The sequence below is a fragment of the Salegentibacter flavus genome (assembly GCF_900115145.1).
Classification (GTDB): domain Bacteria; phylum Bacteroidota; class Bacteroidia; order Flavobacteriales; family Flavobacteriaceae; genus Salegentibacter; species Salegentibacter flavus.
This window is the reverse complement of sequence record NZ_FOVL01000007.1, coordinates 23,285-39,239: the sequence shown is the minus strand read 5'-3', so window position 1 is coordinate 39,239 and position 15,955 is coordinate 23,285. Positions and strand designations below refer to the sequence as shown.

Below are 15,955 nucleotides of genomic sequence, written 5' to 3'. Positions count from 1 at the left end.
ATTTCAGGTAATAAATCAATCTAACCTTATTCCGAACCAATGGAATTTATAGACTACTACAAATTACTGGAACTGGACAAATCTGCCTCCCAGGCCGATATCAAAAAGGCCTATCGCAAACTGGCCAGAAAATACCATCCAGATCTTAACCCTAATAATAAAGAAGCCCAAGCAAGATTTCAGCAAATAAATGAAGCACACGAAGTTCTCAGCGATCCTGAGAAACGCAAAAAATACGATCAATACGGTAAGGACTGGGAACACGCCGATCAATATGAAGAAGCCAGAAGGCAGCAACAAACCGCTGGTGGCGCCGGATATGGTGGCGGCTTTGGAGGTTTTGAAGGTTATGGTGATGCCCGACAAAGAGGGCAATCCTACTCCGGTAATTTTGATGAAGACACTTTTTCAGATTTCTTTGAACAGATGTTTGGCAGTAGCGCCAGAGCGCACGGATCGAGAAGGGAAAGGCATTTTAAAGGCCAGGATTATAATGCCGAGTTAGAACTAAATCTTAGCGATGTATATACCAGACAGAAGCAAACCCTTACCATCAATGGCAAAAACATCCGGTTAACAATTCCCGCCGGAGTCGAGAACGGACAAACCATTAAAATTAAAGGACACGGCGGTCCCGGCGTTCAGGGTGGGCCAAGGGGTGATCTCTATATCACTTTTAAAATCATCAATAACACAACTTTTAAGCGAGAAAAAGAGAACCTCTACAGCACCGTAAACATCAGCCTTTACACCGCGATGCTTGGCGGGGAGATCACCGTAGACACTTTCAGCGGAAAGGTAAAACTTAAGGTGAAGCCAGAAACACAATCCGGTACCAGGGTAAAACTTAAAGGAAAAGGCTTTCCGAAGTACAAGAAAGAAAACCAGTATGGAGACCTGTACATCACCTACAATGTTGAAATGCCAACCAACCTCAGCGCGAAAGAAAAAGAACTATTCAGGGAACTTCAAAAACTACGCTCATGAATTTAGAAGATCTAATACCTACCGAAGAGATTTGTACCCGCTACAAAGTAGAGCAAACTTTTATAAGCTCGCTTTCCCAAAGTGGCCTGATAAGAATCGTGACCGTAGAGAAATCGCAATATGTTCCAAGTGATGAAATAGCAGAATTCGAAAAACTACGCCGTTTACATTATGAGTTAGACATCAATCTCGAAGGTCTAGAGGCCATACAACATTTGCTGGCACAACTGGAAGAATTACAACATCAAAATCGCAAACTCAAAAACCGCTTAGGCTTATATGAATAATTCCGAAAGAGGGAATCGCGCTATTTCTTTTTACTCTCTTAGATATTGATAACTTTGTAAACCTGAACACAAACGACGCGATTACGCGTCTCAACACTTCTAAATATGAGATACGAACAAATAGACAAGAGCCTTTTTATAAAAAATCGGAAGAATTTTACGGATAAAATGAAACCCTCCAGCCTGGCGGTTTTTAATGCCAATGACATTTACCCCATAGGCGCCGACAGCACCATGCCTTTTCAGCAAAATCGCGACCTTTTTTACCTTAGCGGGGTAGATCAGGAAGAAGCCATCCTGGTTCTTTTTCCAGATGCGCCAAAACCGGAGCACAGGGAAATGCTTTTCTTAACCGAAACCAACCCGCATATAGCCGTTTGGGAAGGCGAAAAACTCACCAAAGAGAAAGCCTTTGAGGTTAGCGGAATAAAAACCGTATACTGGCTTCAGGATTTTGAAAAGGTCTTTTTTGAAGTGATGTCGCAGTGTGACACCATCTATTTCAACACCAACGAGCATTACCGCGCAAATGTTCAAACCGAAACCCGGGATGAGCGGTTCATCAAAAAAACAAAAGAAAAGTATCCGGCTCACCAAGTGGCTAAAAGCAATCCTATTCTGCAAAGACTCCGCTCGGTAAAAGACCCTATAGAATTGGATCTTATGCAAAAAGCCTGTGATATCACTGAAAAAGCTTTCAGCAGAGCATTAAAATTCACCAAACCCGGAGTGTGGGAACACGAGATTGAGGCCGAATACTGGCACGAAATGATTCGTAACCGTTCCAGGGGATTTGCCTACACCCCAATTATCGCAAGCGGAAATAATGCGAATGTCTTACATTATACCGAAAACGATCAACAATGTAAAGCGGGTGATCTTATCCTTATTGATACCGGTGCAGAATACGCCAATTATTCCAGCGATATGACCAGGACTATTCCTGTTTCTGGAAAATATTCAGACAGGCAAAAACAGATCTACAATGCGGTTAACCGCGTGAAAAAAGAAGCCACAAAATGGCTGGTGCCGGGAACCATTTGGGCAGAGTACCACAAGGAAGTAGGAAAACTAATGACTTCAGAGCTATTAGACCTGGGACTGCTGGATAAAGCCGATGTTCAAAACGAAAATCCTGACTGGCCGGCCTATAAAAAGTATTTTATGCACGGCACCGCACATAATATCGGTCTGGATACCCACGATTACGGGATTCTAACCGAACCTATGAAAGAAAACCAGGTATTTACCGTAGAACCCGGAATTTACCTGCCAGATGAAGGTTTTGGCATTAGACTGGAAGATGATGTGGTGATCCAGGAAAAAGGAGAGCCATTTAACCTTATGCGCAATATTCCAATAGAAATTGGAGAGATTGAGGAGATTATGAACTCATAAACCTTTCTTCGGAGATAGTTAATTTTAAAGCCACGAAAGCACAATTTATTTTGTAATTCGTGGCTTTTTATTTTTATTCAACATCGACACCCATCTTATGGAAATCAATTATAAAAACACCAGCATTAATTATTCTACCAAGGGCAGCGGCAACCCCCTTGTCCTGCTTCATGGTTTTCTTGAATCTTTGGAGATCTGGGAAAATTTTCAGGACAATCTTTCAGAAAAAAGGCAGGTGGTTTGCATAGACCTGCCGGGGCACGGAAGATCGGGTTGCATAGACAAAGTTCATACTATGAAAGATATGGCTCTTTCAGTAAAAGCGGTTTTAGACGAATTAAATATTAAAAAAGCATTTCTTGCCGGTCACTCTATGGGAGGCTATGTAAATTTGGAATTTCAAAATATTTTTCCTATAATACCAACCGGATTGGCATTAATCAATTCCACTCCCAAAGCTGACTCGAAGAAGCGTAGATTAAATCGTGACAAAGCTACCCGAATAGTTGCAAAAAACAAAAGAGCTTTTGTGAATATGGCTATCTCTAATTTATTGACACCGGAAAACAACAAAAAATACAAACCACAGGTAGACGAGTTGAAAAACCGGGCGCTTAATTTTCCAAAAGAAGGAATTATAGCCGCCCTCCAGGGAATGAAAATTCGTGCTGACCACAGCCGGTTGCTTGCAGGCTTAAAATATCCAAAATATCTTATGGCTGGAGAAAAAGACCCGATCCTGAATTATGAAGAGGTAAAAAGAATTTCAACCGCCACCGGAAGTGAGTTTAGGAGCTATCCCGATGGGCATCTGGCATTTATAGAAAACAAAAAAGGTTTAATGGATTTTATGCATTTCATCGATTAAATTTAACTTTTTGTCGAAAGTTTAACCTTTTTTTATAATTTAGTATTTACAGAAACAAGAAAATCAACCCTTTATGAAGAAAAGAAACCCTAACCTATTTTCGTTCGGAAAGGTTTTTTGCAGCATTTTTGGACACCAACTAAGAGTATCGAAAAATGTCACCGAACATATTCACGAGTACGAATGTGCTAAATGTGGTATGGAAATGACTGATACAGCGAATGGTTTTTTAGCGCGCTTAACCCCAAAATTTAAAGAAACCAACGATTACCTGGCCAAGATTCATAGAAGAAGAAAAAGAAAAACCTTTGCCCAGGCCTCTTAATCTTCGTTTTTTTTATTTTTATCTTCCATAGAATTCCAACCCCTGGCAATAAGAGGTATCTTAGTATTTGCCCGGGTGATTAAGTGCATTCCTTCTTCTTCCTCAGTCATATGACCGATTACCGTTAGATTTGGATTTGCCTTGATCTTATCGTAATCTTCCTGAGAAACCGTAAATAGCAATTCATAATCTTCACCTCCACTTAGCGCAATGGTTGTACTATTAATATCAAATTCCTCGCAAACCGAAATCACAGCAGGATCCAGCGGGATCTTGTCTTCGTAGAGATTGGCTCCCACCTGAGAATTCTTACATATATGTATAACTTCAGAAGAGAGTCCGTCAGAAATATCAATCATAGAAGTTGGCTTTACTCCCAATTCTTTTAGCATCGGCGGAATATCTTTTCTGGCTTCAGGCTTCAGTTGCCTTTCGATAAGATAAGTATATTGATCAAGATCGGGCTGGGCATTAGGATTGGCCTTAAAAACCTGTTTTTCGCGCTCAAGCACCTGCAAGCCCATATAAGCCGCACCCAGATCACCGGTTACTACCAGAAGATCGTTAGGTTTAGCCCCGCTTCGCAAAACCACATCATCTTTATCTGCAACACCCAGTGCAGTTATACTAATTAAAAGTCCTGATGTTGAAGAAGTAGTGTCACCCCCCACCACATCAATATTATAAAGTTTTGCAGCCAGTTGTATCCCCGCATATAACTCCTCAAGAGCTTCTACCGGAAACCTGTTTGAAACCGCTATGGATACCGTTATTTGCGTAGCCTTAGCGTTCATCGCATAAACATCGGAGGCATTTACCATTACAGCTTTATAACCAAGATGTTTTAGCGGCATATAAGCCAGATCAAAATGAACACCCTCTACAAGAAGATCGGTGGTCACAATGGTATATTTATTTTCAAAATTAAGTACTGCGGCATCATCGCCAATTGCTTTTATCGTGGAAGTTAATTTTGGAGAAAAGCTACGGGTTAAATGTTCTATCAATCCAAATTCCCCTAATTCTGAAAGGTTTGTCTTCATTCCCTGACTATCATCAAACATATTGTAAAATTTTAATCTGCAAAATAAACGAATATTATTCAACTATAAGCATAAACATCTAAGAGAATGACATAAATGAATTTTTTAAAAGATATTGATTATCAGCATAATAGATAAATAGTTCTTTTGAAATCCCTTATTAGCAAGACTTATCTAATCATTCTTAAAACATATGATGGCTCTATGGTAAAACGTCTGTTTTGTAGTATATTTGTCCCCAATTTAGAATTAATCTTGTTAAGCTATGATAAAAGTTAGCGAAGGTGCTAAAAAAAAGATTGCCGCTTTGATGGACGAAAGTGGTTTTGACAGTGTTCAGGACTTTGTTCGTGTTGGCGTAAAAAGTGGTGGCTGTTCAGGTTTGTCTTACGAATTAAACTTTGATAAGCAAAAAGCCGAAGAGGATAAACTTTTTGAAGACAATGATATAAAAATCGTGGTTGACAAACGTAGCGTGTTGTATCTGGCCGGTACAATTCTCGAATATTCCGGCGGACTTAATGGCAAGGGATTTGTATTTAATAACCCTAATGCCCAACGCACCTGTGGATGTGGGGAAAGTTTTTCCCTGTAATTTATTCGAAATTCAACTCTTGAATTTTGAACCTTGAATTAATAATATTGAAATGGCATATACTGAAGACGATTTAAAAAAAGAGCTCGAAACAAAGGAATATGAGTACGGATTTTATACCGATATAGAATCTGACACTTTTCCTGTGGGTCTCAATGAAGACATTGTGAGAGCAATTTCTAAAAAGAAAGAAGAACCCGAGTGGATGACCGATTGGCGCTTGGAAGCTTATCGCGCCTGGGAGAAAATGGAAGAGCCTGAGTGGGCTAATGTGCACTATGAAAAACCGAATTTCCAGAATATTTCTTACTATTCGGCTCCCAATAAAAAACCAAAATACAACAGCATAGACGAAGTGGATCCGGAATTACTGGATACCTTCAAAAGGCTGGGAATATCTCTTGACGAGCAGAAGAAGCTTGCCGGGGTTGCCGTAGATGTAGTGATGGACTCAGTTTCTGTAACCACTACTTTCAAGAAAACACTTGCTGAAAAAGGGATTATTTTCTGTTCTATTTCTGAAGCTATTCAGGAACACCCTGAATTGGTAAAAAAATACATAGGTTCTGTTGTTCCAAGATCCGATAATTACTACGCAGCATTAAACTCTGCAGTTTTTAGTGATGGTTCTTTCTGCTATATTCCAAAAGGCGTAAGATGCCCAATGGAACTTTCAACTTATTTCAGGATCAACCAGGCTGGGACTGGACAATTTGAGCGCACGCTGGTAATTGCTGAAGACAGCAGTTACGTGAGCTACCTTGAAGGTTGTACCGCCCCTACCCGGGATGAAAACCAGTTGCACGCTGCCGTAGTTGAACTTATTGCATTGGATAACGCTGAAATTAAATACAGCACTGTTCAAAATTGGTACCCAGGGAATAAGGAAGGAAAAGGAGGAGTTTATAATTTCGTAACCAAACGTGGACTTTGCGAAAAGAGCGCCAAAATATCCTGGACTCAGGTGGAAACCGGTTCTGCAGTTACCTGGAAATATCCTTCCTGTATTTTGAAAGGCGATAATTCCATAGGCGAGTTTTACTCGATCGCAGTTACCAATAACTTTCAACAGGCCGATACCGGGACAAAAATGATTCACCTTGGCAAAAATACCCGAAGTACAATTATTTCTAAAGGTATTTCAGCCGGGAATTCCCAGAACTCATATCGTGGATTAGTGCAAATAAACGGCCGTGCAGAAAATGCAAGAAATTTCTCACAATGTGATTCCCTTTTAATGGGAAATAAATGTGGGGCTCATACCTTCCCTTATATCGAGGTGAAGAACAAATCGGCACAAGTAGAACACGAAGCTACCACCAGCAAGATCGGGGAAGACCAGATCTTCTATTGTAACCAGCGAGGCATAGATACCGAAAAGGCAATCGCCCTAATCGTTAATGGGTTCAGTAAAGAAGTTCTGAATAAACTACCCATGGAATTCGCTGTGGAAGCACAAAAATTACTGGAGATCTCACTCGAAGGGTCTGTAGGATAAAATTGATCATAAAATCAATGAAAAAGTTTTTACTCATACTTGTTATAATGATTTCAGCAGCCGCCTGCCAGGATGAAAGCCGGCAGGAACTAATGGAGCCTGTTAAAGCCGAGAAAGAACAAGACAGCATTCCAACCTTAACCGGTGAAATCATTTTTGTGGGAGATGCTGCGGTTTTCAGGGGAGATAGCTTCGTTTATGGTGTTACCGTAGATTCTATGGCACAAGCTCTGTCCGAAAAAATCAAACCATATCAGAAGGAAGACTTCGATATGGTTTCAGTAAAAATAAAAGGAAAAATTGTTCCCAGTTCCAACCAGGAAGGCTGGGAAGAAGACATCGAAATAAGAGAAATAATAGAAATTCTGGAAACCGAAAAGGTTTCAGATAGTATTGAAGAATAAATAAATCTATTCCGTTAACGGCGGAATCATACCTAGAATATATGCTTAAAATAAAGAATTTACACGCAAGTATAGACGATAAGGAAATCCTGAAAGGGATAAATCTGGAAATCAATCCCGGAGAGGTTCACGCAATCATGGGACCTAACGGATCAGGAAAAAGCACCCTTTCTTCGGTTATCGCCGGAAAGGAAGAGTTTGATATGACTCAGGGAGAAATAGTTTTTGAAGGAGAAGAACTTTCAGAACTTGATCCCGAAGAGAGAGCACACAAAGGAATTTTTCTATCCTTCCAGTATCCTATTGAGATTCCTGGGGTTTCGGTAACCAACTTTATGAAAGCTGCGATCAATGCGCACCGGAAAGCAAATGGCCAGGAGGATATGCGGGCAAATGAAATGCTGAAACTTATCAAGGAAAAATCTGAAATGCTGGAAATTGACCGCAAATTTCTTTCCCGTTCCCTGAACGAAGGATTTTCGGGAGGTGAGAAAAAACGTAACGAGATCTTCCAAATGGCAGTCCTTGAACCCAAACTTGCTATCCTTGATGAAACCGATTCAGGTTTGGATATAGATGCCCTTAAAGTTGTAGCCAAAGGTGTTAACAAATTAAGGACTAAAGACAATGCGGTATTACTGATAACTCACTACCAAAGGTTACTAAATTACATCCAACCTGATGTTGTACATGTTATGGTGGATGGAAAGATTGTAAAAACAGGAGGCAAGGAACTTGCACTGGAACTTGAGGAGAAAGGTTATGAATGGTTGAAACCGGAGCAGGTTTAGTTAGTTTCAGGTTTTAACACTAATATTAAAGTAAAGATTTTCGCCTTCGCGAAAACGACAAATAGAATTTTGTGATGGAATTAAAAGATAAATTAGTGTCATCTTTTCTGGCTTTCGAAGAAGAGTTCGGTGGTGAGAATGATGATTTGCATAACATAAGAAACCAGGCGATCCAGGATTTTGAGCGTATTGGTTTCCCTGCAAAAAAGGAAGAGGCCTGGAAATACACGTCTCTTAATTCAGTATTAAAGCACGATTACAGCTTTTTTCCGAAAAAGGACGACAGCCTGGAATATCGCGATATTAAAGATTACCTAATCGATAATATTGACACTTATGATTTAGTTTTTGTGGATGGGGTCTATTCCTCTCATCTTTCCCAGACCACGCACGATAAGATTGATGTATGCTTAATGTCTTCAGCATTATGCAAAGCTCCATATAAAGCGGTTGTCGATAACTATTTCAATAAGATCGCTCCAAAAACAGGATTGAACGCTTTAAATACCGCATTCACCCGCGAAGGGGCCTATATTCATATTCAGAAGAATAAAATGGCCGATAAGCCAATTCAGATCATAAATTTATCTACAGGAAAAGAATCGGCAATGCTATTGCAACCCCGAAATCTTATCGTGGTAGATGAAAATTCTCACGTCCAGATCATAGAAAGACACCAAAGTCTTACCGACAGGCCCGTGCTTACCAATTCGGTAACAGAGATCTTTGCAGCCAAGCGTGCCATTGTTGATTACTACAAGATCCAGAACGATTCTACTTCGGCTTCTCTTATTGATAACACCTTTATTGAGCAGCAGTCTGAGAGCTTCTGTTCGGTACACACTTTCTCTTTAGGTGGTAAATTGACTAGGAACAACCTGAATTTCTATCAAAAGGGTGAGCATATAGATTCTACCCTAAAAGGAGTTACTCTCATTGAGGGTAAACAACACGTAGATCATAACACTTTAGTACACCACATAGAGCCTAATTGCGAAAGCCACCAGGATTATAAAGGTATTTTCGATGGAAATTCCACCGGGGTGTTTAACGGCAGTGTTGTGGTTGAAAAAGAAGCTCAGAAAACCAATGCCTATCAGTCCAACAACAATGTTTTACTAACAGATAAGGCTACAATCAATTCAAAACCTCAGTTGGAGATCTTTGCAGATGATGTAAAGTGTAGTCACGGTTGTACCATCGGCCAGCTGGACGAAGATGCTTTGTTTTACCTGAGATCCCGCGGAATTCCAAAAAGGGAGGCCCAGGGTCTTATGATGTATGCTTTTGCAAACAACGTTCTGGAAAGTGTAAAAATCCCTGAATTAAAGAAAAGGATCAACAAACTTATCGCAGAAAAACTTGGCGTTGAAGTAGGTTTTAGCCTGTAATATTTTTGGAATTTTCAGGTTGAAATGACCCTAAAAAAGAGAACACATGAGCCTGACTACTGAACATATAGCTTTTGACATCGAAAAAATCAGAAAAGATTTTCCTATTCTGAAAAGGAAGATTAATGGCTACCCATTGGTCTACCTGGATAATGCGGCTACCTCACAAACCCCGCAGCAGGTGATTGATGTGATCGTAGATTATTATTCCAACTACAACGCAAATATTCATCGTGGGGTACACAGCCTGTCTCAGGAGGCCACAGAAAAATATGAGAATGCAAGGATAAGCCTTCAGAAGCATTTTAACGCTGAAAAGTCCTACGAGATCATTTTCACCTCCGGCACCACCCACGGCATAAACCTTATTGCCAGTGGTTTTACTTCTCTTTTGCAGGAAGGCGATGAAATCCTTGTTTCGGCATTGGAGCATCATTCCAATATCGTGCCCTGGCAAATGCTTTGTGAAAAGACGGGAGCAGTTTTGAAAGTGATTCCTATGAACGAAGAAGGAACACTTATTTACAGCGCTTTTGAAGAGATGGTCTCAGATAAAACAAAAATCGTTTTTCTCAATCACGTATCTAACGCGCTGGGAACCATAAACCCCATCAAAGATATTATCGATAAAGCGCATTCTCATGGAGCGGCTGTATTGATAGACGGCGCGCAGGCCGCCCCACACATAAAAGCAGATGTTCAGGCGCTGGACGTTGATTTCTATGTGGTTTCAGCTCATAAAATGTGTGGCCCAACCGGGGTTGGGATGCTCTACGGAAAAGAAGAATGGCTTAAAAAACTTCCTCCCTACCAGGGGGGTGGTGAGATGATCGCTACGGTTAGTTTTGAAAAAACCACCTATGCCGATCTTCCTCATAAATTTGAGGCCGGCACCCCAAACATTTGTGGAGGAATAGCCTTTGGAGCAGCTGTGGATTATATGAATTCCATTGGATTTGAAAATATTGCAGCCTATGAACAGGAATTGCTTGAATATGCCACAGGCAAACTCCTGGAAATTGAAGGGATGAAGATCTACGGCACCTCTAAGGAGAAAACCGCTGTGATCTCCTTCAATATTGAAGGGCTTCATCCGTATGATATTGGCACCTTACTCGACAAAATGGGTATAGCGGTGAGAACCGGTCACCATTGTGCACAGCCAATTATGGATTTCTATAAGATTCCAGGCACGGTGCGGGCTTCCTTTTCGTTTTACAATACTAAGGAAGAGGTCGACAGGTTCGTTGAAGGTGTGAAAAAAGCAAAAATGATGCTTTCATAAAGAAGCCTTCGGGGAAATTCTTCCGCAGATAAGAAAAGTTAAAATTTCAGAGGAAGAATTGGTATTTTTATCTAAAGAAAATAACGAGCTTTTAAAGCTTCAAAAAATCAAGAAAAGTGAGTAATATAAAGGAAATACAGGAGGAAATCGTAGATGAATTTGCAATGTTTGACGATTGGATGCAGCGCTACGAATATATGATCGAGCTTGGAAGAAACCTGCCATTGATTGATGAGAAATACAAAATCGATGAAAACCTTATAAAAGGTTGCCAGAGCAAAGTTTGGGTTCACGCCGAACTGGAAGGCGACAAACTGGTTTTTACTGCCGATAGTGATGCCATTATCACCAAGGGTATTGTCGCGATACTTATCAGGGCATTTTCCAATCAGCATCCTGCAGATATCATCGAGGCAGATACAAAATTCATTGACGATATAGGCCTGAAGGAACATCTTTCGCCAACCCGTGCCAATGGATTGGTTAGTATGATTAAACAACTTAAAATGTATGCTGTGGCATACCAAACCCAATTAAATTAAGATGGAACAAGAAATAGACACTCAGGAACTCGGCGAAAAGATTGTAAAGGTTTTAAAAACCATTTATGATCCGGAGATTCCTGTAGATATATATGAACTCGGGTTGATCTACGACGTAATGGTAAATACCGATAGCGAAGTAAAGATACTAATGACGCTAACCACACCAAACTGCCCGGTCGCAGAATCGTTGCCTATGGAAGTTGAAGAGCGTGTGAAATCCCTGGATATGGTAAAAGATGCAGAAGTGGAGATCACCTTTGACCCGCCGTGGACCCAGGATCTAATGAGCGAAGAAGCAAAACTCGAATTGGGCTTACTTTAAAGAAAATACCTATGTCTGAAGAGATCATCAATCGCGTAGCCAGCAGCAAATTAATCACCTTTAACCTGGAGGATCACTATCTGGAAGGGGAACGTGTGCTTTTTGATATCAAAGACTGGTTGCTGGATGGTTTTGTGCTTAGGGAAAAAGATTTCAGGGAACAGGCCAAAGCCCATGACTGGGGTAAATATGACGGCCAATATGTTGCCTTAATCTGCTCCAGCGATGCGATTATTCCTGCCTGGGCTTTTATGCTCCTGGCAACTTATCTTCAGCCTTATGCGAAAAAAGTAATCACCGGCGACCTGGAAACCCTTGAAAGCATTTTATATGCAGAGATTATAGAAAAACTAGATCTAAGTGAGCTTAAGGACAAACCGGTAATTGTAAAAGGCTGTTCCCACAAACCGGTTCCGAAGAACGCCTATCTTCTTCTGATAGAGAAACTTCAGCCAATTGTTAAAAGTTTGATGTATGGGGAAGCCTGTTCATCGGTTCCACTATATAAAAAGACTAAAGGTTAATTAAGATTATCAAAGTCATTTCCGCGAAGGTGGAAATCTCTGAAAAAAATGTTTAGTAACTTAACAAGTGGAATTCTAAATACTTATCAATGAAAAAAATTATACTTTTCCTGGCCTTTTTTGCCGGGATTTTCAGTTTAAAAGCCCAGGAAGAAGTGCAGGAAGAACAACAAGAAGGTTGGACTAAGGAAGGTAATTTTGCTCTTCTTTTTAACCAGTCGGCATTTAATGATGAGTGGACCGGTGGGGGTACGTCAAACCTTGCTGGGAACCTTTTACTTAATTATAATTTCAATTATTTAAGAGATGATATCACCTGGGATAATAAATTTATCCTGGATTATGGATTAACTAAACAGAAAACTGATGATTTTGCGAGGAAAACCAGTGACAGGCTTGAATTCAACTCCATTGCAGGGAAGCAAATTAAGGAATCTAACTGGTTTTATTCGCTTTTTCTGAATTTCAGAACGCAAATTACCAAGGGTTATAATTATGATGAAAATGCTGAAACAGGAGAAATAATACGAACCGAATACACCAATTTTCTTTCTCCTGCTTATCTGCAGTTTGGCCCAGGAATGCTTTGGAAAAAAAGTGAAGATTTGTATGTAAACTTATCTCCTGCTACCGGAAGGATGATCCTGGTAGATTCAGATTTCACCTCGGCACCGGGATATGTTGACGAGGATTATTTTGGAGTAGATGCTGAAAAATCTGCCCGCTGGGAACTTGGCGCCTCAATTTCGGCCTATGCCAAATTTGGCATTATTGAAAATGTCTCAATGGAAAACCTGCTGAACCTTTACTCGAATTATCTGGAAGATCCGCAGAATGTAGATATAGATTATACGATGAACATGAATATGAAGATCAACGATTATCTCTCTACCAATCTTATTTTTCAGGCGATCTATGATGATAATGCGGTAAAAGGTTTCCAGATCCGTGAGGTATTCGGATTAGGATTCAATTACGCCTTTTAGGAGCATCTGCAATTTTAGCAAAAACAGAACCTGAAATGCTCTGGCATTGCAGGTTTTTTAAATTTTCACCTCTGTCTGCGTTAAATTTATGTTGAATTAAAAGCAGGAAAAACCGTAGTAGCGATCTATTCTGTAACTTTGTATATATGATTGAAAAAACCGATTTAACCCACGAGAAAGCCGTTTTAATAGGGATAGTAACCCAGCATCAGGATGAAGAAAAGCTGGAGGAATATCTCGATGAGCTGGAGTTTCTCACCTATACGGCAGGTGGGGAAGTTGTAAAGCGTTTCAGCCAGAAGCTCGACACACCAAATCCCAAGACTTTTATTGGTTCAGGAAAAATGAACGAGGTACGTGAATTCGTGGAAGAACACGAGATCGGTACCGCTATATTTGATGATGAACTCTCCCCTGCTCAGCAAAAGAACATAGAAAAGATTCTGAAATGCAAGGTTCTCGATAGAACTACGCTTATCCTTGATATATTTGCCCAGCGGGCAAAGACCAGCTATGCCAGAACCCAGGTAGAACTCGCGCAATACGAATACTTGTTACCCAGGCTTGCGGGAATGTGGACCCACCTTGAACGTCAGCGTGGAGGTATTGGAATGCGTGGTCCCGGGGAAACCGAGATCGAGACAGACCGTCGAATTGTAAGAGATAAGATCGCATTATTAAAGAAAAAACTGGAGACCATAGACAAGCAGATGGAAGTTCAGCGTGGAAACCGCGGACAGCTTGTTCGGGTCGCCTTAGTAGGTTACACCAATGTTGGGAAATCTACCCTAATGAATACCATAAGCAAAAGTGAAGTTTTTGCTGAAAACAAGCTATTCGCAACCCTGGATACCACGGTAAGAAAAGTAGTAATTAGAAACCTGCCCTTCCTGCTTACCGATACCGTTGGATTTATACGAAAATTACCAACCCAGTTGGTAGAATCCTTTAAATCTACACTGGATGAAGTTCGGGAAGCCGACTTATTATTACACGTAGTAGACATTTCCCACCCAAATTTTGAGGACCATATTGAATCGGTTAACCAGATTTTAAGTGAGATAAAAAGTAATGACAAGCCAACTATCATGGTTTTTAATAAGATAGATCAATATAAGGCTGAAAACATTGAGGATGACGATTTAATGACGGAGAGAACCTCTGCCCATTATAGTCTGAAGGAATGGAAAAACACCTGGATGAACCGAATGGGAGAAAATGTGCTCTTTATCTCAGCGCTTAACAAGGAAAACATGGAAGAATTCAGGAAAAAGGTTTACGAAGCAGTTAGACAGATCCATATTACCCGTTTTCCCTATAATAATTTCCTTTATCCTGAATATGATAAATACGGGGAAGAGAAAGAATAACACTTCCTCACTCCTTTTTAATTTTCCAGAACCTCCTTTTAAGAGGTCTTTTCTTGAATTGTTGTAAATTGGATGGAAATCAAGAACATACATTATGAAAAAAATATTTTTTTTACCAATCTTGTTTTGGGTTGGAATCCTTTCGGCCCAAAACATTGAAGGTTCCTGGAAACTGGTTCATATGAACGGAGAAGATGTCACTAACAGAGAAGTAATCAGAATCTACCAGGATGGATATTTCGCTCACGGCGTTAAGTCCCTTCCTGATAACAGTTTTATGAGTGCTGCCGGAGGCGAATTTTCACTTACCGATGACGAAACGCTTAGCGAAAAAAGAGATTTTGATACCGCTGATCCTGAGGCGATTGGGGTGGATAGAGATTTTAATATTTCCTGGGAAGGTGAAGACAGGCTTGAGGTCTCTGATGGAGTACATACTAAAATTTGGGAACGAGTGGCAGATAGAAGTGATGCTCTCACCGGAAATTGGGTGATTACAGGCCGTGAAAGAAATGGGGAGATGAATACTATGTCTCCGGGAGACCGCCGCACGGTTAAAATATTAGGCGGCGGACGCTTCCAGTGGATTGCTTTTAATTCGGCCACAGAAGAATTTAGCGGTACAGGAGGAGGCACCTATTCTGCAGAAAATGGAATATATACCGAGAATATTGAATTTTTCTCCCGCGATGATAGCCGTGTAGGAGCAAGCCTGGAATTTGAAAATGAAGTCAGGGACGGCGAATGGCATCACAAAGGCACCAGTTCAAAGGGAAATCCTATTTATGAGATCTGGTCTCCGTATTCGGAAGCTTACCAAAAGCAGAAATAAGAATACAATTAAAATGAAAAAGCTGTCTAAATTAAGACAGATTTTTTCTTATCTGTACAATAAAGCCCTGTCCGGCAGGTAAAATTCCCCGGGAGGATAGGCCTTCAACACAAAACTTAAACTAACATCTTGTGGGTGATATTGCACTCTAATCCTTCCGGATGTCGCACTGTATCTGCTTTCTATCGTGCCATCATAAATATTTTTGGCTATCTTAATAAGATTTATGCTGTAATCGTTTTCTCTTTTCTGGCAGTCCATTTTTTCTCCGTTATGAAATACGGAACAGTGTTTGCCTCGTATCTTACTGCCATCGATATACTCGAGAGTAAGCTCAAAGTTATCTTCTCCGTTTGGAGAAGTCCATCGCCAGGTTCCTTCCAGGTCCTGTGTTTGTTGGGCACAAACACCAATGCTTAAAAATAAAAAACAGAGGGAAAATTGAAGTTTCATTGGTTGGTAAAGTTAGTTCATACACAAGCTGAATTTGAATAATAAAACTTC

Annotated in this window: 19 protein-coding genes; 17 read left to right on the top strand and 2 right to left on the bottom strand. The window is 40.4% G+C overall.

The features are described from left to right. The first annotated feature begins 39 nt into the window (after positions 1-39). From BM266_RS07110 to BM266_RS07090, 5 genes are all read left to right on the top strand, one after another. A complete protein-coding gene (locus BM266_RS07110; protein WP_093407669.1) occupies positions 40-987 on the top strand; it encodes a DnaJ C-terminal domain-containing protein in 948 nt (315 codons plus the stop codon). Continuing rightward, on the top strand, positions 984-1,274 hold the full coding sequence (locus BM266_RS07105; protein ID WP_093407667.1) for a chaperone modulator CbpM: 291 nt from the start codon (positions 984-986) through the stop codon (positions 1,272-1,274). The genes BM266_RS07110 and BM266_RS07105 overlap by 4 nt, the downstream gene beginning before the upstream one ends. A gap of 105 nt (positions 1,275-1,379) precedes the next feature. Continuing rightward, entirely contained in the window at positions 1,380-2,672 is a 1,293-nt protein-coding gene (locus BM266_RS07100) for an aminopeptidase P family protein (protein ID WP_093407665.1), read from the top strand. A gap of 97 nt (positions 2,673-2,769) precedes the next feature. Beyond that, positions 2,770-3,540 (top strand): alpha/beta fold hydrolase, encoded by a 771-nt coding sequence (locus tag BM266_RS07095; RefSeq protein WP_093407662.1) that lies wholly within the window; start codon positions 2,770-2,772, stop codon positions 3,538-3,540. Positions 3,541-3,613: 73 nt separating this feature from the next. Then, positions 3,614-3,865, top strand: a complete 252-nt coding sequence (locus BM266_RS07090; protein ID WP_093407660.1) for a hypothetical protein — start codon at positions 3,614-3,616, stop codon at positions 3,863-3,865. Here BM266_RS07090 and thiL read toward each other — a convergent pair. After that, on the bottom strand, positions 3,862-4,929 hold the full coding sequence (gene thiL, locus BM266_RS07085) for a thiamine-phosphate kinase (protein ID WP_093407657.1): 1,068 nt from the start codon (positions 4,927-4,929) through the stop codon (positions 3,862-3,864). The genes BM266_RS07090 and thiL overlap by 4 nt on opposite strands. A gap of 244 nt (positions 4,930-5,173) precedes the next feature. Here thiL and BM266_RS07080 point away from each other — a divergent pair, with 244 nt between their 5' ends. From BM266_RS07080 to BM266_RS07025, 12 genes are all read left to right on the top strand, one after another. Then, on the top strand, positions 5,174-5,503 hold the full coding sequence (locus BM266_RS07080; protein ID WP_093407655.1) for a HesB/IscA family protein: 330 nt from the start codon (positions 5,174-5,176) through the stop codon (positions 5,501-5,503). Positions 5,504-5,555: 52 nt separating this feature from the next. Beyond that, on the top strand, positions 5,556-7,001 hold the full coding sequence (sufB, locus tag BM266_RS07075) for a Fe-S cluster assembly protein SufB (protein WP_093407652.1): 1,446 nt from the start codon (positions 5,556-5,558) through the stop codon (positions 6,999-7,001). A 17-nt stretch (positions 7,002-7,018) separates the two neighbouring features. After that, positions 7,019-7,405 carry a hypothetical protein gene (locus tag BM266_RS07070; protein ID WP_139220604.1) on the top strand — a complete coding sequence of 129 codons (387 nt, stop codon included), beginning with the start codon at positions 7,019-7,021 and terminating at the stop codon, positions 7,403-7,405. Between the two features lie 41 nt (positions 7,406-7,446). Continuing rightward, positions 7,447-8,196, top strand: a complete 750-nt coding sequence (gene sufC / locus BM266_RS07065; protein ID WP_093407647.1) for a Fe-S cluster assembly ATPase SufC — start codon at positions 7,447-7,449, stop codon at positions 8,194-8,196. 74 nt (positions 8,197-8,270) lie between these two features. Next, positions 8,271-9,587 carry a Fe-S cluster assembly protein SufD gene (sufD, locus tag BM266_RS07060; RefSeq protein WP_093407645.1) on the top strand — a complete coding sequence of 439 codons (1,317 nt, stop codon included), beginning with the start codon at positions 8,271-8,273 and terminating at the stop codon, positions 9,585-9,587. A 46-nt stretch (positions 9,588-9,633) separates the two neighbouring features. After that, positions 9,634-10,872, top strand: coding sequence for an aminotransferase class V-fold PLP-dependent enzyme (locus BM266_RS07055; RefSeq protein WP_093407642.1), 1,239 nt, complete (start codon positions 9,634-9,636; stop codon positions 10,870-10,872). 164 nt (positions 10,873-11,036) lie between these two features. Continuing rightward, positions 11,037-11,414 (top strand): SufE family protein, encoded by a 378-nt coding sequence (locus BM266_RS07050; protein WP_093407945.1) that lies wholly within the window; start codon positions 11,037-11,039, stop codon positions 11,412-11,414. Position 11,415: 1 nt separating this feature from the next. Further along, on the top strand, positions 11,416-11,739 hold the full coding sequence (locus tag BM266_RS07045) for an SUF system Fe-S cluster assembly protein (protein ID WP_093407639.1): 324 nt from the start codon (positions 11,416-11,418) through the stop codon (positions 11,737-11,739). A gap of 11 nt (positions 11,740-11,750) precedes the next feature. Further along, the gene (locus tag BM266_RS07040; protein ID WP_093407637.1) at positions 11,751-12,263 is read left to right on the top strand and encodes a DUF2480 family protein; all 513 of its coding nucleotides are present in this window, start codon (positions 11,751-11,753) and stop codon (positions 12,261-12,263) included. An 89-nt stretch (positions 12,264-12,352) separates the two neighbouring features. Then, complete coding sequence (locus BM266_RS07035; protein ID WP_093407634.1) at positions 12,353-13,249, top strand: DUF3078 domain-containing protein; 897 nt, start codon at positions 12,353-12,355, stop codon at positions 13,247-13,249. Positions 13,250-13,395: 146 nt separating this feature from the next. Continuing rightward, positions 13,396-14,619, top strand: a complete 1,224-nt coding sequence (gene hflX / locus BM266_RS07030) for a GTPase HflX (protein ID WP_093407632.1) — start codon at positions 13,396-13,398, stop codon at positions 14,617-14,619. Positions 14,620-14,713: 94 nt separating this feature from the next. After that, positions 14,714-15,451, top strand: coding sequence for a hypothetical protein (locus BM266_RS07025; RefSeq protein WP_093407629.1), 738 nt, complete (start codon positions 14,714-14,716; stop codon positions 15,449-15,451). A gap of 48 nt (positions 15,452-15,499) precedes the next feature. On the opposite strand, the gene BM266_RS07020 is transcribed toward BM266_RS07025, so the two are convergent. Next, the gene (locus BM266_RS07020; RefSeq protein ID WP_093407627.1) at positions 15,500-15,904 is read right to left on the bottom strand and encodes a hypothetical protein; all 405 of its coding nucleotides are present in this window, start codon (positions 15,902-15,904) and stop codon (positions 15,500-15,502) included. Between the last annotated feature and the right edge of the window lie 51 nt (positions 15,905-15,955).